Raw genomic sequence first — 20,544 nt, 5'->3', positions numbered from 1 at the left:
CTGGCGATTAAAGAGTAGCGACCAGACCAATTTTTACGCTAACATCGAAAGAATTCGTTTAATAAACTCAAAGACGCTGTGACGCCGCCAAATTCATCACAGCAAGCAGAGAATCAGCGTGAATTATTATGCCATCGAAAAAATAAAAGCGTCGAAACAGGAACAAGGATTCAGGATGAAAAACGTTATAAATTTTCTAAAAACATTATTATTTTTTCCGTTTTATATAAGAAAAATTCACGTTATCGGTCTTGAGCTTCAAGGCAAAATAAATTCGTTAGAGGAAATAAAAAAACAGAATGAAAAAAATTTAATATATATAAATACCTTGAACTCATCTTACCTAAGTAAAGATCATGGACTCAACAAACTAGAAAGAGAAAAAAATATAACGATAAGCCTGACAAGTCATTCTTACAGAGTTGATAGAGTTCATTTAACAATTCAATCTTTAATGGATCAAGAATTGAAGGCGGACAGAATTTCCCTTTATTTAGATGATTCAGATTTTGATGCATCAAATTTACCAAAAGACTTAATAAATTTAACAGACAGAGGACTAAAAATAAGCTATAAAAAGCCCATTGGACCCTATAATAAGCTCATACCTGCTTTAAAAGAATACCCAAACGATCTTATAGTCACTGTTGACGACGACTTAATTTATCCAAGAAGCTTCCTCCGAAAACTTTATGAATCCTATATTCGGGACCCAAATTTCATACATTGTTACAGAATGCACTACATGAAATTTGGCGATAACGGAAAACTCGCGCGTTATAAAAACTGGGATTTAGAGAGTGGTATCATTGAACCTGGTCTACTGGTATTCCCAACAGGTGTCGGCGGCGTTTTATATCCCCCAAACTCTTTGAACGATGAGGTTTTTAACGAAGAAGCCTTCCTGGCGCTTGCTCCCGGTGCAGACGACATATGGTTCAAAGCAATGAGTCTCCTTAATAGAGTTCAATGCAAGAAGGTAGAATCGGATATAATGAATCATAAAAACGTTATTACAATTCGTGACACACAGGAAATCGCCCTTCATCACGAGAACCTTAGAAATGATAAAAATGATCTGAAAATCGAGAATGTTTTTAACGCTTATAATACATGGGAAGTCTTAAAAAAACAAATTCAGTAAAAATGATAATTAATTTAGGGTGGCTCTCTATTTACGAAAAAATGGTGATCAATGATTACACTCGCGTTCTCAACCTTTAACGGCTCCCGAACACTACCATCAATGCTTGAGAGCCTCACTACGCTTACACCGCCCCAAGGCGGCTGGGAGATCATCGCTGTTGACAATGCCAGCACAGATAATTCGTCTGCGATCATAAATTCTTATAAAAAAAAGCTACCCTTAAAGCTTTTGCATCAACCTAAACAAGGTAAAAACTTCGCGCTAAATCTAGCTTTACCTTATTGTTTAGGAGAAATCATTGTATTCACGGACGACGACATCCTTGCATCGCCAGACTTGCTTCTTGGTTACGAACGACTATTAACAAACAAGTTGGACTACACGGTGTTTGGTGGAAAAATCATTCCACATTGGCCGGATGACAAGCCAGAAGCTATTGTAAAGACGATTCCTCTAGGACCTGCTTATTCTCTTCACAAAGAAGATATGCACTCGGGACCAACGGATCCCGGAATGGTTTGGGGTGCAAACATGGCAATACGATCGGATGTTTTTAAAAAAGGTGCTCGATTTAATGAATGCATAGGTCCAAGCATTGGCAGCTATATTATGGGAAGCGAGACCGAGTTAAACTTTCGCTTGGCGGAAGCGGGACATCTTTTTTGGTTTGAGGATTCAATCGTCGTTAAGCATCAAATAAGACCAGAACAGTTATCTCATAAATGGCTTGCGGGGCGCGCGCAGCGCTTTGGGAGAGCCAATGCATTCAACGATCATAAACGAAGGGATCGATCAAACATGCCCATAGTCTTTGGGGCTCCAAGGTGGCAGTATCGAGCACTAGTCGAGGGTTGGCTCATAAAAATACTAGGCATTTTGTCTGGAAATGAAGAGACTATGCTCAAAGGCTTATGGAATTCCAATTTTTATCGCGGGGCAATTTACGAAAATAGAAAATTATCTAGCCAGAGAGTACCACCTGCTGAAAAGAACGGTGGCGGAAGGTAGCGTATCCCATGAGTAAAATTCGGTGACGCTTTATATAACAACGTCAGGACTGCCTTAGAGCTACTTTCCGGAACCTCTCAAGTTGCGCGATTACCACAGGGTCTAACGATTTATTCATGGTTACACTAATACTGCCTAGTCATAACGGAGCAAGCACCCTAGCCCGGACGCTTCATGCACTTACTCGTCTAACCCGGCCTGCCGAAGGGCTCGAGGTTATCGTGGTTGAAAATGCAAGCACAGACGAAACAATTAATATCTTGGAGACTTACACCTCTAAACTTCCTATGTCGGTGCTTCGTGAGCCTCGTCAGGGAAAATCCTTCGCGCTTAACAGAGGCATTGAGCACGCACAGGGTGATCTCATTGTGTTCACTGATGACGACATAATTCCGGAGTCAAACTGGCTCATAGCCTATGTGGAGGCTGCAAAGCGTCACCCTGGATTTGTCATATTTGCGGGCCAAGTACGTCATGAGTGGGATGCGCCACCGCCTGGCTGGCTAAGGCACCTAGCAGATGAAGGACTCTCCTATGCAGGCACACACGTTGATTTGACGGAACAGGCTGTTTCTCCTGGAACAGTGAAAGGGGCTAACTTGATGGTTCGCCGTTCAGCCATTACCCAAACACGTTTTGCGGAAACTCCCGGAGTCAATTTCTGTGGAGAGGGAGCTTCAACCGGTGGAGAAGATACGGCCTTCGCAGAGGAGGTTGCTGCGCAGGGCGAAGGCATCATGTTCATACCTGACGCCTGCGTCAAGCACATAGTTCGGGCGAATCAGATCAAAATAGGGCCAGTATTTTCAAGGTATATTCGCATTGGCCGCAACTTCCCGATAGAAGCGCAAGGAGGGATCAAAATTTTTGGTTACCCCTCCTTTGGTCTCCGTCGAGCGTGCATCCAAATCCTCAAATGCCTTTTTTGCCTGGTTCTTGGTAGACAAAAAGAGGGAGCGATTAAGATGGTTCATCTGGCCATGACTATCGGTGGCTTACGTGAGGGGCGTAAGATTGGGCGCGCGAGAAAACTTAACCAAAGTCAGAACAGCTAATGACATTTAAAATTCGGCTGATGGGCAAAAAGCTTAGATCGGATCAAGCAATTCTCATATTTTCTCTGCCGACAAGGAAGCAAACAATCATGTGCCTGATAAAGAGCTCAAGAGATCACTCGTTTAGATTTCTTTCCGGCATTCTGAATCGCCAATGCTGGCACTTTTTTTTCGGAAACCCGGGCTAGCGAAGGAGCCCGCATTTTATGTCACTAGCAAAAAAGCTTTTCCATGGTTCTGTGGCCCAGACGTTAATGACGCTTGTAAACATTGGCGTCGGTTTTTTCATGCTGCCATTCATGATCGGGCAACTTGGTGAATCTTTATACGGGGTCTGGATCTTGGTCGGCGGCTTTACCGCCAGTCTTTACCTTTTTGATTTCGGCTTTGCAACAGCCGTCACGCGCTTTATGGCAAGGTTTATTAGTAAAGGTGATGACGCATCAGCAAACCGAGTCATTAACTCTGCGCTGGTAATCTACACAGGCCTGTCTCTACTTGTCCTTACCGTAACCTTGGGTATTGTCTGGATTTCGCCTATTTGGGTGGAAGATCCCTCCAATGTGGAAATGGTTCAGTTATTGATATTTTTGGCTGGACTAAGTCTGGCAATTGCTTTTCCATTCAAAGCCTTTGCAGGTATCGCAACGGCGTATGTGCGCTACGACCTGATGGCATGGACACGGATTGCAATAAAGATTATTGCAACAGCCTGCACCATCGCAGCCCTACTTAGTGGTTATAAACTCGTGGCGGTTGCCCTTGTCCAGTTTGGGGGCTCGCTACTCAGTGACCTTGCAACTCTCTTTATCGCGCGGTACTTATTCAAACCACTAAAGCTAAAATACAGTTTTATCGATAAGTCGACTATCCGCTCCCTTGCCGGTTACAGCGGCTGGGCTTTTTTAATAGACTTCACGAACCTTCTAAAAGGAAAAGCAGACATATTTATGATAGCGGCCTTTATTGGCACGGGGCCATTGACGGTCTACTATGTGGCTGCTCGTCTGGCTGAGTACAGTTTTCAATTTTTATCAAAAGCGACAGGAATGTCTACTCCGGTGTTCGCCGCCTATGAAGCCCGCGGGGATCACGAAGGCCTTCGAAGTAAGGCCATCCTTTTTGTTCGCATCAATCTGCTTTTAGGTGCATATGCAGCTTATACCCTTTTGCTGCTCGGGGAGCCGCTAATTCGGATCTGGATGGGGGGCGAATTCCAATTTCAGCAGGCTTATTACATCCTCTCTATTATGATGATTGGCCGCATCGTAGGTTTTACTTTTTTACCCCTCAACAACGTACTTTTGGCCATATCCAAACCCCGCATTATGGCTTATTTGACAATGATCGAGGCGGCTATATCACTGCCACTTGTTTATTTGTCGCTTGCTGTTCTTGAGCTCGGTATCATTGGTGCAGCTGCAGCGCTTGCGTTACCTGGCTTATTTACTCGAACCATTGTACTTCCCTTAATCATTCAAAAGCAGATTGAACTATCAATACTCCGCCTATACAGCAACATACTGAAGCCCCTTCTTTTGCTTTTCCTCGCGACTGTGCTTGCTCAAAATGTCGTCTTAAACTTTATTATTATCGACAGCCTTTTGACCCTAATAGCGAGCGGTATAGCCATCAGCATAATTTACTGGGCACTGCTCCTGCTGAGTCTCAGCCGTGAGGAATGGGGGTATATAAGAAAAATGCTGCCCGACACAATAACTCGACGGATCCCAAAAATGAGGGGCTCTCCGTAAAAGACGAAAGTCAGGGCTTAAGTCTTTTTATTGAAAGGTAGGCGCTGCGCGGCAGAAGGCTTTTTACAATGCCTTTGAATGCTGACCAAGAGGGCGCATAAATAAAGCTCTTGAGAAAAACGTCTCGAGCAGCGGACTTCTGTTCGAGCTTAAAACGGCAGTAGCCAACCTCAAGATAATTCCGGCCAATCCACTGTCTAGCCAATTTGCGATGGATGGGCGACAGGCCCTCAGAAATTAATTTTTTACCCACGCTCGTCCTCTCCAACCCTTGCCTTTCTATACCTTGTTTGGAAATACTTGTAGCGACGCTGCGATAAATATAGGTGGGTTCATCCCTGTAAATCACGTCGTAGTGTCTTGCCACGCGAAGCCACATATCCCGATCATCAAGGTTTTTAAGCGACTGGTCAAAATAGCCGACCCGTTCAAATGCCTTCTTTCGGATTATTACACTGGAGGTCCCAACAAAATTTTTCTGTAAAAGAACACTAAATGCCGTATCTCCTCTCAAGAGCCATGCGCCAGTTTCCACTTTCTGAACGAGAACATTCTGCAATGCACTGTATTCGTCAAGCACACGAGGTCGCTCGATCTTAAGCGTCTCGTCTGAAATATCGAAGTTTCCGCAGATCATGCCCACGGTTGGGTGATCCTTCATTAGCTTGATAGCGTGAATGAAATGACCGCTAATTGAGATATCATCAGAATCGAAGAGACCAATAAAACTGCCCCTAGCTCTTTGAATTCCTACATTGCGGGGTGAGGCGGGGCCACCACTATTTCTCTGAGTATAGTACCGAACATTCTCCCCAAGGAAAGGCTCTACGACTTCTCGAGTGTTGTCTGTGGATCCATCATCCACAAGAATGATTTCAACACCTGCTATCATTAGCGGTTTGAGAGACTCCAGCGTTGAGGGCAGGTACTCTCCGGCGTTAAAGCACGGAATAACGATACTCAGTTCAGGATTCAGATCACCGCTCATCCACTCTGCCTCAGACATTGCAATTCTCCATCATTGCGAAGCGAAAGCTCCCTTACCTCAACCTCTGCTTCAGACGATAAAGCCGGACAACCGACTCCTGCACACGGATCACTAGCCAATCTGAGATACACTCAACCAGAGATGATGAAGGGAGCTCACCACAAGGTTTCTTCCGATGCCATCCCATCGAACATGAGCGGTTGAAATTTATTAAACGGTCGAAACCTTCACAATCAGACTGATCCTGTTTAAAGATCTCAGCCATTAACTGAACAGTATGGACGCCAAACCATGTTGAAAACATATTAGCTCGGTCTGGCGGAGTCCTCGTCATTTCCATCCCCATGTGGTTGAACTCATGCCCCAGCCTGTCACAGAAACCGCCCTCAATCGTTTTTCGCCTCATAACTGACGCATAATTGCGACGTAGGCTACGCCGAATATCCCGGCGGCGATGGCCAGTCAATTTATAGAGATTAACCAGGATATCGACCGCATCGACATCCTGGCAGGTTCCGCCGCCATTCCAACGAGAATAACCTCCATCCACGTGCTGGATCGACAGAGCCGTATCAATCAAGTTATCAGGAGCAATGAGCGGACGCCCCAAATAGTAGTAAAGCAAGAGCTGGTGATAACCGCCGTAGATCGCAGCGTATTTGTCGCAGAACCCATTTGTACCCCAAAGACCGGTCTCAGGGTCAACCTGGTCATCCAGCCATTCCATGAACACCTCGAGGGCTTGTTCTGCTTGCTGGCTCCCGTTTTCTCTCAGATGCACAAGCAGTTGGCCCACGAAAAGAAGGTTGTTGCCCTCCAGCCAGGCCTCAGACCAATCCCGCGCTGATAACCATCCTTTTAGAGTCTCTATGTCCAGGAATTTTTCTGCAAAAGTAAGTTCATATTGCGGTCTGCTGCCCAGTAAATCGAGCGCGGGAAGAATATGGGCTGCCAGATGAAGCGCCAGATGCTCCTGATTGTGCCCGCCGCCCTTGATCTGACCTTCAAAAATCTCTGGAGCCCTATAGATGCCCGTCTCAGGATCCTGAAAGCCGTTAATGTATGCAGCCCATTCGCTCTTTTCGTGGTCAGAAAACCGGCGCAAAGCGCCCGTATAGTGCAACGTCATTACCGCAAAAACAGAGGAATAAAGGGTAACCTGGCCCTCGGAAGACATACGGAATTGAAAAGAATCACCAACCCGATTGGATAATACAAAACTAGACGCTTCATTAAGCAGGGACGACAAATTACTGGTCTTCACTGACAGATGTCCTTATTTGAGAGCCGCAAGACGACGAAGAATATTTTCCGGCAACCACCCAACACCGGCGATGATCAGCAGCCGCCAATCAAGCATCCCGCAACGAAGCCCTGACAGTGCAGCGTGCCAGGCCCAACGGAAATCGCCCTGCCTAAAGAAAGTCCTGGCATAGCTACCGTGAAAAGCTCCCAAACGTTGCTTCAAGAGAGCCTCAAAAGGCTTGCGGGAATGAGTTTTCCAAAAAGAACTTCCTTTAGCGTATTCAAGGCAGGCCACCAGCCCAACGTAACGCGGCCGAACATTTTTATGTCGGTTGTTATCGTGGACCCGATATTTTATGAGTGGTTCTTTTACAGCATAGAAGGGAATTATTTCAGCCAGTCGCAACCAAAGATGGTAATCCTGACAATTCGTAAACTCTTTGGCCTCGCTGAAACCGCCTACCCTGACTAGCGCTTCTTTTGGCACTAACACTGACGAGGTTACCAGGTAATTCCCTGCAATCATGTCGGTGAATACGTATCCTTCAGGGAAGGTTTCCTGCAAAGGCGATTCAGAAAGCATTTCACCATTTCCATCCACCCAAGAGCGGTCGGTGTAAACCAACCCTTCCTCACCAGCTTCTTCCAGCCTCCTGAACTGTTTTTCAAGTTTATGAGGCAGCCAAAGATCGTCAGCATCAAGGAAAGCGACATAGGCCCCTCCAGCCTCTGAAATGCCAACGTTTCGCGCAGCTGCCGGCCCCTTACCCGCGCCGCAAACGACCCGGACTGGGCCGGGATATTCACGAGCCAACTGCTCAACAATACCCCGGGTGTCATCGGTCGACTTATCATCAATCACGATAACTTCAACGTCATCCCGATCCTGAGAAAACACTGAACTGATGGTCTGGGCAATATAAGCAGAAGCATTGAAGCAAGGAATGACAACACTGATATTTACTGACATAACGGATATAACCTGGCGCAAGAACAAAAACACTAGTTTACGTCCGCTAGGATTCTACACGGACGCATCCAAAATTACCGCGCCTTCCTCTTCAAACGTGTGATTGCGTCTTTAGTACGATAAAGCAACTCGAACAGGCGGTTTCTTACGATCATAAAGGTAACCAATGATTCCTGGTCAGTCGCGAGGTTCACCTTGTAGTTCGTATTTTTACCCTCACCCGCCAGGAGATCAAAATACTGAACCGAGGGATCCCGAATAGCCGATTCGATGGAATAGCCAAGGTGAAGAGTTCCAAGCGCTATTTTCCTGTGAAAATTCTCATCAAAACCAGCCTGGATATTGTATACGCAGCCACGGAACAAAGCATTGTAGAGCACAGATACCGGACGTTGGTCTATGTGCAGAACCATGAGAAGTGGATGAATTTCGTCTGCAGCGGCCCGGCCCAGAAAATCTAGATGAAACGCAACACTTCGGTGACTAAAACAAGGACTACCCCATCGCACCTCGTGAAAGCCGTTCAGTAACTCAAAGAATTCTTTCGCCCTGTAAGGCCAGAAGTTTTCCTCTGCCACATCGCCAAGGGATTCGAACATTTTTCGGCGATTAAAGAGCTTTAACCGGGTATTTTTACCCAGAGTGCCCAAATAATCTTCAAACGCTCCAGTCGCAGCAATGCCGTAGGCCACATCCTGGTATATCTCCCGCAAGAGCCAACCATGCTTCCGAGCCCAGCTCTGCATCATTTGCTGTTCTTCAGATTCAGACTTCAAGTCCGAGAATACTGCTTCTGTCCATTGAGCCTGCTCCAGCTCAGTCAGAACAGCAGGCAGGTCATTCAGATGGCCCAGCGTATTGTATTCGGTCCGCGGGGCCGAGAACTTTCGGTAACTTGTACCAACGTATTGCATGCACTGGGTCTTCACCGGGAGGCCATGCCGATAACCATGCACGTATAGTCCAGAGCGACCGTTACCACCCTCTGAAACCAATGTTGCACCCGGTGTGTCAGCCCATTCTGCCCACCAGGCCTTCTGCCACGCATTCGTTTGGAACAGACTCATTTACACCTCTTTACCCTTCTGAAAGGTAAAAAATCCCTGGTAAAAAATTTAAGCTCTGATATTAGAAACCGATGAAATCTGGCGGCTCTATAGGCTGTCATACCCCAGCTAATGGCGCTAGAATACAGCAATTAGACGTTGCAATCTCGGCCTGGCACATAATCAAATCGTTCGGCTGTGCGCTACCCACTTGGGGGACTTGGCCTGAAATATTGAGGGAGGGAACCATGTTCGAGCATTACGACTTAACCGATCGATTTCCAATGAAGTTTGATGTGGAGCGCATGCGAAAAGAGCTCCAGGAACTGGAGAACGAAAACTGGCTTTCCCACTACGATGAAGCTCTTGCCGACGGATGGACCACAATCCCCCTTGTATCTCATGACGGAAGCGCTGACGGTGCGGAATCGCAACGAATAGGTAAGTGGGGCGAATACAAGCGCACGCGTTACGTAGAAAAATTGCCCTATTTCAACGAGATTTTGGATGCGTTCGATTGCCCCCACGGCAGAATCAGGATCATGAAACTGATGCCTGGCAGCATCATCAAAGAACATAGGGACACTTACAGCGAAGTGTCCGATTACGCTTTCGGGCAAGTCCGGCTTCATATTCCGATAGTGACCAACGACAAAGTAAAATTCATTGTTAATGGAAATAACTATCACCTTAAGGAGGGGCGCCTCTACTACGTTAACTTCTCCAAGAAGCATTATGTCCGTAACGATGGAGATGAACCCAGAACCCATCTAGTACTGGATGTAAAAGTGAATGACTTCCTGGAGAGCGTATTTCCGGAACTCACTCCCTATCAAAAAATGGAATGCGCCATCTCTCGACAGCTAATCCCCATTTTTATCTGGCATCCCAAAAAGAACTACCTGCGGTTAATGGCCTGGTTTTGGAGAAATTATAACGGCTCCAAGCTTCAGGCGCTCAGGCACCGCTTGCTTCCAAAACGGGATCTCTCTTGAGACTCGACTTGAATAGCGAGCGTCAATGACTATGCCACCTGCCAACAATTATCGTGGCGCTGCCATAAAAAGTGGTAACAGCGCTCTCAATCATCACGCAAAGGAAAGCAGATTCCTAGTAATCTGTACCTGCGTTTTCGTTTTCGCGTGGTACCTCCAGCTCGGTCATCGGGTCAGCATACTCGGGGCAATCCGTTTCGAATTCTTGCTCGGCACTTTCCTGATTGTCTGCGCGGTAATCCGTCTACTGAACGAACGGCTTTCACCAACACCGCTGAAAAAGCCAATCTGCTTCTTTTTTGGTGTTCTGGCTTTCTACACAATTTTTTCTTATGACCACTCACAGTCCTGGACGGTTTTCTACGAGCGGGTCGTCAAATTCTCGATGCTCGCACTCTTCTTTGCCGCCTTCATTCGAACGCCCTGGGCTCTGAAAATGGCTGTCGGTGCCTTTCTTCTCGCTATGCTGAAACTTGGGCAGGAGGGATTCGTTGGATGGCTATCCGGTTCAATGGTGTGGATGAATCAGGGTATACCGCGGTTGCATGGGTCAACAGGGCTATATGCTCACCCAAATTCCTTCAGTGGCATGGCCGTAGGGTGCCTGCCATTTATTTATTATCTCTTTCCCGTCGCCAACAAACTGCAGAAACTGGCTCTTGCCGGGCTTCTTGTGGGCTGCACCATCATAATTGTGTTCACAGGATCTCGGACAGGCTATGTGGCCACTGGGCTGCTTATCGCCTATTTCTGGTGGGAAAAGAAAGGAACTGGAAAACTGAAGCTTCTTGCGATTCTAATGGTTGCTGCACCAATTGCAATTTCCTTTCTTCCACCCGAATACATCACCCGATTTGAGTCAATCTTTACCCTTCAGGAAGAACAGGGCGCATCTGCCGAGAAACGCATCCAAATACTTAAAGATGCGGTTGCTGTTTTTGTTAGCCATCCATGGGGCATAGGTGTGTCGGCATTTCCAAGCGTTCGCGCCGAAATGTTTGGTCGAATGCAAGATACTCACAATCTGTACCTAGAGCTTCTAACTAACCTAAGCATCATAGGAGTTATCGCGTTTGGCTATTTTTTAATGGTTATTATTCGTACCAATCGGACTATCCAAACGCATGTCACCACGTCACCCGATTTTGAGGACGGAAGTAGTCAATTTGTCCGCGCATGCTCCAAAGCTGTTGTCGCATTCATATTTGCAAGGCTTTTCCTCGGACTATTCGGAATGGACACCTACGAGATCTATTGGTGGTTCGCTGCAGGTATCACAATATCTCTTTGGCGAATTACAGAAGAGAACAGAAAATCTTCTTACACCGTGCTTTCAGGCAAAAAAACAGAACCCGGCAGAGAGTTATCGCCACATACATCGACCCAGTAGCGCTTATTTGTCCAGCAAGGAGAGAGCGAGATTCTTCTCCGCTTGCTGAACTAATAGCAGGAACGAGGTATAGCGGCCCGCCCGCTCAATCGAAAAAATTGTTTTTTACTTACCAGCAAAAGCGTAATTAACGAGCCAGTCAATTAACCTTCAGTGCTGAAGGTGGCTGTGGCGCGACACCTGATCTGAGACTGTAAGGCTCGGACACATTACCCTCTGAATCCACGACATACGCAAATCCATTCTGTCCGGAGAATCTCTCAGATCCGCGAATTTCAATGGTTATTGTGCTCGGACTCCATTTAGCAGGATCAACAACTTGTAGCACCTTTGTTTTCCCACAGTTCTCCCAAACATCAACGGCACAGATTTCGACTCGGGCCGGGGTAGTCGCTACGTATAAATCGTCAAACCACGCTTTTGCTGTATCCATGAAACCCATCGCCATGTGCCCAAGGCGAAAGTCATCGAACGCTCCGTCAACACGTCCAGTCCGATAGTCATCAAAGTTAAAACCAAGCACACCATCCATCCACCCCCTTACAGAATCATTGTAAGCATCTGCTGGCGCATTCAACTCAATGTGCCACTCCCAACGTTGAAACTCATTGATGGTGTTTGAATAAACCCAATTTTCAGTATTCTTCTCCCTTATTCCGCTTGCTCGGGAAGAAAATTGCCCAGAATTGTTATAAATTCCCCAGTACGTCTGTCTGGCAGGAATCAGGGGCATAAACTGAGGCCACCCGTCATTTGTGCCGAATAAATAAAACTGCTTGTGATTATCACCGTCAGCAGCACTATAGTCCCCTTGCATAAACCGCCAATAACTTATGTAGATGTTCGTTATTGGTCCTTGGTTCGACCAACCAAACCCTTTCATAGTTGAGCCGGGCTCCAATCCCCATTCGATTTTAACGGATTTGTTACCGCTGACCGAATGTGTATTGTCAAAAACTATGGCATCTCCTTGATAGCCAAATTGAGTTGACCAGCCAGCTCCGATCTTCGATTTGCTTCCGTGAACCGTATTTCCGATCGCTTGATTTTCAAAGTCATCCCATGAAACGATGCGACCATTAAACTCGCCAAATCCTTGGCCAGAAATCGTCAGTGTTTGGCCGTCTGCGACCGTCCCTTCCATCCCACTTACGACAGGCTGAGCCAACACTAGCGAGGGAAGGCAAGCAATCGCTAAACAAATAGGTATATCGTAAAAGCATTTATTCAACATCAATTCACTCCCGTCCACAGTAGACCTCTCCAAACCACTCTCAATTTACGAATGATCTTATAAAGCGACGGGGGTCTACAAGGATCTAGATTCCAAGTTCGCCACTCAATTCGTCAACTTTTTGACGGATAATGGACGTATAGCTCGCCTTAAAATCGGCGACAGCATTTCTAAGTTCTCTTTGATTCACCAAAGCGAACAGGATCCCTTCAGCGATGTCATTGGCTTTGTTCTCAACACATACGTATCCACTCGTGAACGTTTCCCTGGTAGCAAGAGTATTGCTGACTACACAAGGCGCGCCAACAGCTGCGGCCTCATAAGCCCCACAGACCAGGCAATTTTCACGAGTGGTAAGGTCGACTACGACTGCAGCATTGGTTAAAAGTTCCCAGTAGTCACGATCAGATACAAATCCCATTAGCTTTAGATTGCTTGGCATCGATTTATTTTTGATGATTTCTGGCGGTCTGCCCGTGACTTTTATCGATATCGACTCATTTTCCAGTAACTTAGCCGCTCCTAAAAACTCCAAGTAGGGCTCATCTGGCGCCCAAGTGCATATAAAAACAACCTCGGGTATCTCGGGGTTTATATCAATGATTTTTCTATTTCCAATAGGCGGTGTTGGTATCGGATCTGATAGTACAAATGGTTTAGCCCCAAGAGTGAAAAGCGTATCGTATAAAGCGTGGTTAGTCACTATAACGAGATCACTCTGACGCAGAAGAAATTGTGCAAACCCATTAAGAAATTTATTTCGGCCTTCCATCGGATAAACGGCAGAATTATGTGCATCCATAACTATCTTTCGGTTTCGAGAGAAGAAGAGCAACGTGATTAGTGCCAGAACAATTGACGGATTTTGTATTATTATCACTGATGGATCAGAACGTCGAATGATAAAACAAGTCTTAAAAGTAGAAACCAAATATCGCTTGAAGAGGTTTCCAGGAACAACTATTTCAAATAATCTAACATTAAGTTTTTTTGAAATAGTTCTACTACGAGTATGCGTTTCCCAACTTATAAATACTCCACCCTTTCTCATTTAACGCCTCCAATAGAAAATGAAAATAGTTGTAACGTTATTATATAAATATTTTAATACAGTCGGGAATGCTTTGAATTAAGGCTGTAAAAAGAATTAGAAAAGTTCTCTGTTTATTTTAAAAAGCAAGAACTTTTTTATAAAATTCCAAATAATTGCGGGACATAGCAACGGATGAATATTTTTTATTTACCACCTCATGTGATATTTTTATTTGTCTGCAAGAATTTGTTTTATTGGCTATTATATTTTTAATTGCCTTAGAAATTGTATCGGGCTCAATATTGCCTAGTAAAGTACCGCCCTCTCCATCACTCAAAACCCTTGGTATTTCTCCAACCGCAGACGCAACCACTGGGACTTTTAACGACATGGCTTCAAGGAGAGTTATTGGCAGTCCTTCCGATAGGGAAGGCATAACTAGTGCCTGCGAATGTCTCAAGAGAACTGGGACATAGCTACAGTAACCAGGCATAAGCACATCTTCTTCTACGCTTAACTGGCTCACTAATTCTTCAAGTTGTTGCCGGCATCCACCTTCACCAACAATAACTAGTCCAGATCTCGGGAAGTCCTTTTTGAACTCAGAGAATGCTGAAATTAATCTATCAAACCCTTTCTCTTTGGAAAGCCGGCCGATTCCAAGAATAACGGGTTCATGGCTTGCGAAAAAAGATTTGAATGGTTCATCCATCAAAGCAAGCGATGACATCTCAAGTGCTGAAAGATCCAACCCATTTGGGATAACCACGGCATGGCCACTAGACAGTTTACCGGGGAATTCCTTCTTCATTGCCGCTCCGACAAGTACTACGCCCTTCATGCGACGGATAGCGAGTTGATCGACTTGCTGATAGAGCCAGAGATTTGAAAATCGAGGAGCATGAACGTATCCGTGTAGGGTGGTGACTATTGGAATGCGGCTAATGTTTCTTGGGAACATCCCAAGAAGGACATTAAATTTGAAACCATGTGAATGGAGAAGTTGGTAGCGTTGCTCCCGTGCCCACCTCAATATTTTCCAAGCCTGTTTGAAATTGAGACCCGGCTTCATACGGAAGGGCATCACCGGTATGTTAAGCCGTTTAGCTTCAGCCTCCAGGGGCTTTTCATTGACTCCATGCTCGCCGGCACTCAGAATCATAGGCTCAAACCCTTGGCGAATCTGTTCTTTTGCGAGGGCCAGAAGCATCTTTTCGGCGCCATATAGCCCCCCGCTGTCGATCAGGTGAAGCACCTTTAGCCCTTTCAGCTCAGGACGCATGGTACTGAAGCCTGAGGTAACTAAAGCCATAAACGGTTTTCTCGAACATCGAGGTAGAAATACTGCCTGGATACCGGTGAATAGCCCAAGGGTCTTTCAAGGTTTCACGGCCTGGAAAAGCAGCCAGGGCGTATTCGTAACCAGCCGCACGGACCGCAGACTTTACCCGTTCATTAAAGTCTATCGGCTGGCCGTTCGGATAGCAGAAAGCCTTCACACGCTGGCCGATCTCTCGCTCTATGGTCTCGCGGGACATAACCAGTTCATTTTCCAGTTCTGTCGGATCAAGGCTTGTCAGAATCGGATGGCTGACAGAGTGGCTGCCAATTTCGATACCCGCGCGACTGACTTCCCTCACCTGGTCCCAATTCAGCCCCTGATATCGGCCAGGAGCAGAGGCCGGCAATGCCACCTGGAGTTGGTCCGCAACTCTCTGTATGAAATTGTTCTTTTCCTGATCAGGCAGTTCCAGACAATGATCTGCCAGGGTATTCCAGGCTTCATGTCGACTCCCTGAAATCGATATCGTCTTATTGATCTCGGGGACACTGATGTGGTCACAAGTCGTCTGGTCAACACAGTAACGAAGACGATCAGGCCAAAGCCAAAGCTGTCCATTTACAAAGCCTGTGGTCACAAACAATGTAGAGGGCAGGCCTTCTTTTTTCAGCACCGGGAAGGCATGTTCGTAGAAATCAGCGTAACCATCGTCAAAAGTGATGACCACCGCGTTATCCGGCACAGCATCCTGCTGATGAGCAGATATCAACTCATCCAGGCTTATAGGGTTGAGTTCGCGCTTTATCGTCTGCATTTGCTGGCGAAAATTATCAACACAAATTGCGCCATCTGCAGGGTTCTGTGAGATTCGGTGGTACATCAGAATACGCGGGTGCCGGCGGGCAAGATATTTCGCCACCTGAAGCCCGCCAAGGGGTCTAGCAAAGCGATAGATCAGATCATTTAGCGTCATCAACACATCCCGGTGCTACACACGGCGCAGAAAGAGCTTGGCCAGGGATTTCCAGGCCGGATAGTAAGTAACATCAAAGCGAAGCCCGCGGATGAGGTCTCGCATTGGTTCAATAATGCTCCTCTCAGCCTGGGCTATACACATTGCCCGCCCAACATACATATCAGCCCACGCACGAGAGACGATTGCAGAGGGTACCGCCCCTGGATTCGATTTCAGAAATTTATTCAGGATCTTGAAGGCATTGTCGTAGCGGCCCCTATAATTCTTTGACATTTGGCCTGGCCAGATCCTGTACAGATATGTGACCTCAGGAACGTACACAAACTTCCAGGCCACCGAGAACCGGAGCCACAGGTCCCAGTCAATGCCCATGGGAAGGTCCTCGTCGAACGTTCCCTGGCGTTCAATACAGCTTCGGCGCATCACGGCGGTGCCAAAAGGAACAAAATTTCTGATAACAAGATGAGAGGTCACCCAACCACTTTCCCGATCAGTACTTGGCTCCTTGGGTATGCTGCTTCCCTTGTGGTTGATGTACGCAACTTCGCTGTAAACAACACCTACGTCCTCATCCTGAAACACGGGCATCTGCATCGCGAGCTTATCAGGCTGCCAGATATCATCAGCGTCACAAAAGGCAATGAACTCACCTCGCGCCTCATAGATGCCACGGTTCTTGGCCTTGGGCTGCCCACGATTCTCGGTGCGAATATACCGAACACGACTATCCTCGCTAAAGCGAGTCATTCGGTCTTCGGTATCATCCGCAGAGCCGTCATCAACGATCACTACCTCAAGGTTGTCCCAGTCCTTTTGGGCCAGTACCGAATCCACAGCATCCGGCAGGTACTGGGCCATGTTATAGGTGGCGATCACCACGCTGACGAGCGGTTGTTGCATACTCAAACCTTGCAAATCGAAAAGCGGTATTTTCCGGAAGCTTCCTGGGCGATTCGGTCAACGTCGTTAATTACCAGATCTACGCTGCTATCAAAGACGTCACGAAATTCCCGAATCAGGGCTTCGTCGGTTTGGTTACTGTAATCCTGACCCTTAACACGATTTATCTCGATCCTATCCAGTGATTCCTGGACGAGCTGCATCTGCTCGACTCCGGGAACCTTAGTCAGCGTTCGCTCAACCAGGGAAATCCCCGCTACCCGGCCACCACCTGGCTTGACGAGGAAATCAGCCACCCTGCCCTCCAGTCGCTCCATCAATGGCAAACCACGGCCGCAGCTGCACACCCGATCGCTTGGTACGCCAACATCCTCAACGCGATAGCGAATTAGCGGCATGGCGTAATTGTTCAGATCAGTCACCACAATTTTACCGGGCTCACCCGGTTTTACCGGGTCATTATTCTCGTCCAGGAATTCGACATAGGCATGAGGAAGATTCAGGTGCATTCCGTAGTGTTGCTCGCACTCACAAGCAATCAACCCAACCTCTTCACAGCCATAGCGATTGGTGACAGCACAATCGAACGCTTTCTCGATAGCAGTGCGCTCATGGTCGAGCAACATCATCGATGTCGCTACGATTCCATCCGGACGAAGCGTTCGAATGTCGTTATCCAGAAGATAGCGGGCAAAAAGATAGATCGAATGGGCATGACCGAAGACCGCACGAGGCTTTTCTTTACGCCAGAGCTCGACAAAATCCCCCATGCTCTGATCATTTAGATCCATGGTATCGAGATAAATTGTCCGATCGAGCAAATGGTGCCGAAGCTTTTGTTTGATGGTAGCCGGCACAGGGGGATTTCCCCAGACAGCCGCTTTTTTCATCCCGAGTTCCCAGCCAGCCCAGCGGTCGGCCATAAGTTGGGCTGCGTTGCGCTTTTCCTGACATTCCTCATCAAAATATAGATTCAGCGACACGCCTGTAGAACCACCAGTTTTGGCGATGACGAGCCTATCTTTCTGGTGAGTTTCGCTAATAAAGCGATCAGTTCCGTTACGGATATCGGCTTTGGTGGTCACCGGCAATTGCTGAAAGGCCTGGGTGGAAAACAGGTTCTCACCATCAAACTCGATGCGGGCAAAAAGATCACGGTAAAACGGGCTGTGCTTCCCTGCATGAGCAACCAATGCTCGCAGTCGCGCCCACTGCAGTTCGGATACCGCTTTGGGGCTCCACCACTGCTGCTTCTCGAGCGCCCGCCAATGGTCAAGTCTCTTGCTTCGATCTTTTAAATCCCAGAGCGGGTAAAAAACGTACCTGGACAGCGTATCAAGCATGGCTGAGATTCTCCGTGATTCTCTTGCCGGTTATGCGTCCATAAAGTGCCAAATGCTCATCAAGCATGCGCTCCACAGAATAGGCGCTCAACACCTTTCCCTGGCCCGCTTGGCCCATTTGTGCTCTGCGCTCAGGTTCATGTGCCAGTTCAACCAGTCTCGATGCCAGGCTTTCTACATCGCCAACTGGATAGAGGTATCCATTAATTCCATGTTCAACTATCTCGCTATTCCCGCCAGTATCCGTACAGATAACTGGTTTGGCGTTTCGCATATATTCAATAATTGAATTGGAAAATCCCTCAGACTCAGAGGTCAGCAACGCAATGTCGAAGCCCGCAATAAAATCATCAACCTGTGTCTGTTGACCCCAAAAATTGCACGCAGCCTCGATCCCCAGGCGGGTGGCCTGCCTGCGGTAGGGCTCATCGTCTCCACCACCTATTACATGAAGCTCAATTTCAATGCCTTTCGAACGTGCCAAAGCAACTGACTCTATGGCATCACCAATGCGTTTAATTGGTCTAAGGTTCGCTACAATACCGACTTTCAAAGCTTTTTCATTAACAGTCAGAATGCGTGGCTCCGGGCTCTGAGCTTTCAATTCCGGATAGCCGTTGTAAATCACACTCAGCTTCGATTCAGACAGACATTCCACTTCCTCGGTTACTTTTGCGACTGCCTGACTGTTACAGATGGCGGCCGTAACGAAGCGGCCAGTGATCGGCAAAATTCTTCGGTATGCAGCGGTATACCAGAACCCCATATCACGACGCGAAATGAGGCAAGGAATACCCAAAACCTTCATTATCGGCGGAGCCAGTACGGACGCGTCATTGAAAAATACATGAACCAGACCAGTGCCTTGCTTCCTCAAAGATCGCCCAAGTCGATACATTTTCAAAAAACTGCCTAAACTTGCAATCTTCCCGACATTCAAAACCTCAACGGGCACAGGGAAACGGCCATTTTGGGTATATTCTGACCCCCTCAGCACCACAAATCTGACTCCTACACCCCTCTCGAGAAGACCCTGCACCAGCTTAAAGACCTGGCTCTCGGTACCAGCCCATGGGTCGCGGTAGTAATCCATCAGGATGCAGATATCAGTAGTCTCGTTATCCATACTTGAATTCCCTAATCTGCTTTTGATGAGACCACCGGAGAGGCAAGTACAGCCTGGGCGATCCGTTCCATCAAAGCATTTACGCCACCAAACTCCTTGGCAGCACTGTACCCCTGCTCTGCCAGTTGCTCTCTGAAGGCTGTGTCGTCCCAAAGCTTTCGGATAGCGGACGCCGTGCCCTCTGGATCCTTAAAATCCACGATGACGCATTCCCTTCCGCTTTCAAATATCCCATCAACTGCGGGAGATCTTGAAATGACGACGGGTTTACGCAGGCCCATGGCATTCAAACAAACACTGATTCCATTAGAACAAATTGTCTCCTCTGAAATTGGGATGACAACACAGCGGGACTTACCGACAAATCTCTGCCAGGTTTGCGGGTTCTGATCATGCCTGATGACTTCAACATTCTGCGGGGCACGAATATCCTTATCGTTTACACCATGCACGCGAAGAGCTTCCGGATTAAGGGTCACCAACTTTGCCGGAATATCAGGGAGCATGGCCATGGCAGCACAAAACGTACGGTAATCCCGCCGCGAGTAGCCCCCTGTAAACACATATCCTTCGTCAGAAATATTCTCTGCATCAATAGTCTCAAAGCCATTGATCTTAAATGGGACGAACATGAAGTTTTCTTCTGTAATGCCGTAAAAACGATTCAGTTCTTTAATGAAACGCATGTGGGCAATAACGAGGTTAACGTTCGACCAAGCCCACTTCCAAACCAAGGCCTTGAGCCTTCCCACCTTGCCGGGCTCGGGCCGCGCAAACTGAAAATCAATTCCAACGATCTTGCGCGTGCCGCGGAAAAACACTTTGTTAAAAATGACTAGAATTACGATGTCTTTGCCAGACTGGTGAATAACGGCAACCTGGTTCCGGAAAAGCCCTCTGAACAATATCCAGAGGCGCGAGAGCCCCCCGATATCGTCAGGTACCGTTTCACAAATAAATCGCTTTCCATGATCTTCACAGTTGACCAGAGGGGAGCAGTTAGTCAGCCACCGCACTGGCCGGTTACCTTCTTCCATTATTTAACCTTCAGA

Annotated in this window: 18 protein-coding genes; 6 read left to right on the top strand and 12 right to left on the bottom strand. The window is 47.2% G+C overall.

The window, feature by feature from the left end; translation table 11 throughout:
• Window positions 1-175 precede the first annotated feature (175 nt).
• The 4 genes from FPL19_RS13950 to FPL19_RS13935 all read left to right on the top strand — a co-directional run bounded on the left by FPL19_RS13950 (window position 176) and on the right by FPL19_RS13935 (window position 4,964).
• Window positions 176-1,144: a glycosyltransferase family 2 protein gene (locus tag FPL19_RS13950; protein WP_191965285.1), complete on the top strand. Its 969-nt coding sequence runs from the start codon at window positions 176-178 to the stop codon at window positions 1,142-1,144.
• 51 nt (window positions 1,145-1,195) lie between these two features.
• On the top strand, window positions 1,196-2,155 hold the full coding sequence (locus FPL19_RS13945) for a glycosyltransferase (RefSeq protein ID WP_150913234.1): 960 nt from the start codon (window positions 1,196-1,198) through the stop codon (window positions 2,153-2,155).
• A gap of 116 nt (window positions 2,156-2,271) precedes the next feature.
• Entirely contained in the window at window positions 2,272-3,210 is a 939-nt protein-coding gene (locus FPL19_RS13940; protein ID WP_150913232.1) for a glycosyltransferase, read from the top strand.
• A 206-nt stretch (window positions 3,211-3,416) separates the two neighbouring features.
• Window positions 3,417-4,964 carry a lipopolysaccharide biosynthesis protein gene (locus FPL19_RS13935; protein WP_150913230.1) on the top strand — a complete coding sequence of 516 codons (1,548 nt, stop codon included), beginning with the start codon at window positions 3,417-3,419 and terminating at the stop codon, window positions 4,962-4,964.
• A 10-nt stretch (window positions 4,965-4,974) separates the two neighbouring features.
• On the opposite strand, the gene FPL19_RS13930 is transcribed toward FPL19_RS13935, so the two are convergent.
• The 4 genes from FPL19_RS13930 to FPL19_RS13915 form a co-directional block, all read right to left on the bottom strand.
• The gene (locus FPL19_RS13930) at window positions 4,975-5,970 is read right to left on the bottom strand and encodes a glycosyltransferase family 2 protein (protein WP_150913228.1); all 996 of its coding nucleotides are present in this window, start codon (window positions 5,968-5,970) and stop codon (window positions 4,975-4,977) included.
• A 34-nt stretch (window positions 5,971-6,004) separates the two neighbouring features.
• Window positions 6,005-7,216 carry a hypothetical protein gene (locus tag FPL19_RS13925; RefSeq protein WP_150913227.1) on the bottom strand — a complete coding sequence of 404 codons (1,212 nt, stop codon included), beginning with the start codon at window positions 7,214-7,216 and terminating at the stop codon, window positions 6,005-6,007.
• Between the two features lie 12 nt (window positions 7,217-7,228).
• The gene (locus FPL19_RS13920; protein ID WP_150913225.1) at window positions 7,229-8,167 is read right to left on the bottom strand and encodes a glycosyltransferase family 2 protein; all 939 of its coding nucleotides are present in this window, start codon (window positions 8,165-8,167) and stop codon (window positions 7,229-7,231) included.
• 74 nt (window positions 8,168-8,241) lie between these two features.
• Entirely contained in the window at window positions 8,242-9,234 is a 993-nt protein-coding gene (locus FPL19_RS13915) for a GNAT family N-acetyltransferase (RefSeq protein ID WP_150913223.1), read from the bottom strand.
• A 227-nt stretch (window positions 9,235-9,461) separates the two neighbouring features.
• Here FPL19_RS13915 and FPL19_RS13910 point away from each other — a divergent pair, with 227 nt between their 5' ends.
• Window positions 9,462-10,208: an aspartyl/asparaginyl beta-hydroxylase domain-containing protein gene (locus FPL19_RS13910; RefSeq protein WP_191965284.1), complete on the top strand. Its 747-nt coding sequence runs from the start codon at window positions 9,462-9,464 to the stop codon at window positions 10,206-10,208.
• 25 nt (window positions 10,209-10,233) lie between these two features.
• A complete protein-coding gene (locus tag FPL19_RS13905) occupies window positions 10,234-11,598 on the top strand; it encodes an O-antigen ligase family protein (RefSeq protein WP_150913219.1) in 1,365 nt (454 codons plus the stop codon).
• A 139-nt stretch (window positions 11,599-11,737) separates the two neighbouring features.
• Here the strand turns inward: FPL19_RS13905 and FPL19_RS13900 are convergent, their stop codons facing one another.
• The 8 genes from FPL19_RS13900 to FPL19_RS13865 all read right to left on the bottom strand — a co-directional run bounded on the left by FPL19_RS13900 (window position 11,738) and on the right by FPL19_RS13865 (window position 20,529).
• Window positions 11,738-12,832, bottom strand: coding sequence for a hypothetical protein (locus tag FPL19_RS13900; RefSeq protein WP_150913217.1), 1,095 nt, complete (start codon window positions 12,830-12,832; stop codon window positions 11,738-11,740).
• An 85-nt stretch (window positions 12,833-12,917) separates the two neighbouring features.
• A complete protein-coding gene (locus FPL19_RS13895) occupies window positions 12,918-13,883 on the bottom strand; it encodes a glycosyltransferase (protein WP_150913215.1) in 966 nt (321 codons plus the stop codon).
• 118 nt (window positions 13,884-14,001) lie between these two features.
• Window positions 14,002-15,147 (bottom strand): glycosyltransferase, encoded by a 1,146-nt coding sequence (locus FPL19_RS13890; RefSeq protein WP_191965283.1) that lies wholly within the window; start codon window positions 15,145-15,147, stop codon window positions 14,002-14,004.
• Window positions 15,137-16,120 (bottom strand): polysaccharide deacetylase family protein, encoded by a 984-nt coding sequence (locus FPL19_RS13885; RefSeq protein WP_150913211.1) that lies wholly within the window; start codon window positions 16,118-16,120, stop codon window positions 15,137-15,139. Before FPL19_RS13885 ends, FPL19_RS13890 begins: the two co-directional genes overlap by 11 nt.
• Before the next feature lie 15 nt (window positions 16,121-16,135).
• Window positions 16,136-17,023, bottom strand: a complete 888-nt coding sequence (locus tag FPL19_RS13880; RefSeq protein ID WP_150913209.1) for a glycosyltransferase family 2 protein — start codon at window positions 17,021-17,023, stop codon at window positions 16,136-16,138.
• 2 nt (window positions 17,024-17,025) lie between these two features.
• The gene (locus FPL19_RS13875) at window positions 17,026-18,366 is read right to left on the bottom strand and encodes a phenylacetate--CoA ligase family protein (RefSeq protein WP_150913208.1); all 1,341 of its coding nucleotides are present in this window, start codon (window positions 18,364-18,366) and stop codon (window positions 17,026-17,028) included.
• The gene (locus FPL19_RS13870; protein WP_150913206.1) at window positions 18,359-19,492 is read right to left on the bottom strand and encodes a glycosyltransferase family 4 protein; all 1,134 of its coding nucleotides are present in this window, start codon (window positions 19,490-19,492) and stop codon (window positions 18,359-18,361) included. Before FPL19_RS13870 ends, FPL19_RS13875 begins: the two co-directional genes overlap by 8 nt.
• 11 nt (window positions 19,493-19,503) lie before the next feature.
• Complete coding sequence (locus FPL19_RS13865; protein WP_150913204.1) at window positions 19,504-20,529, bottom strand: glycosyltransferase; 1,026 nt, start codon at window positions 20,527-20,529, stop codon at window positions 19,504-19,506.
• Between the last annotated feature and the right edge of the window lie 15 nt (window positions 20,530-20,544).

The organism is Marinobacter halotolerans (genome assembly GCF_008795985.1).
Classification (GTDB): domain Bacteria; phylum Pseudomonadota; class Gammaproteobacteria; order Pseudomonadales; family Oleiphilaceae; genus Marinobacter; species Marinobacter halotolerans.
Note: the sequence above shows the minus strand (reverse complement) of the source record. Positions and strands in the feature narration are given on the sequence as shown.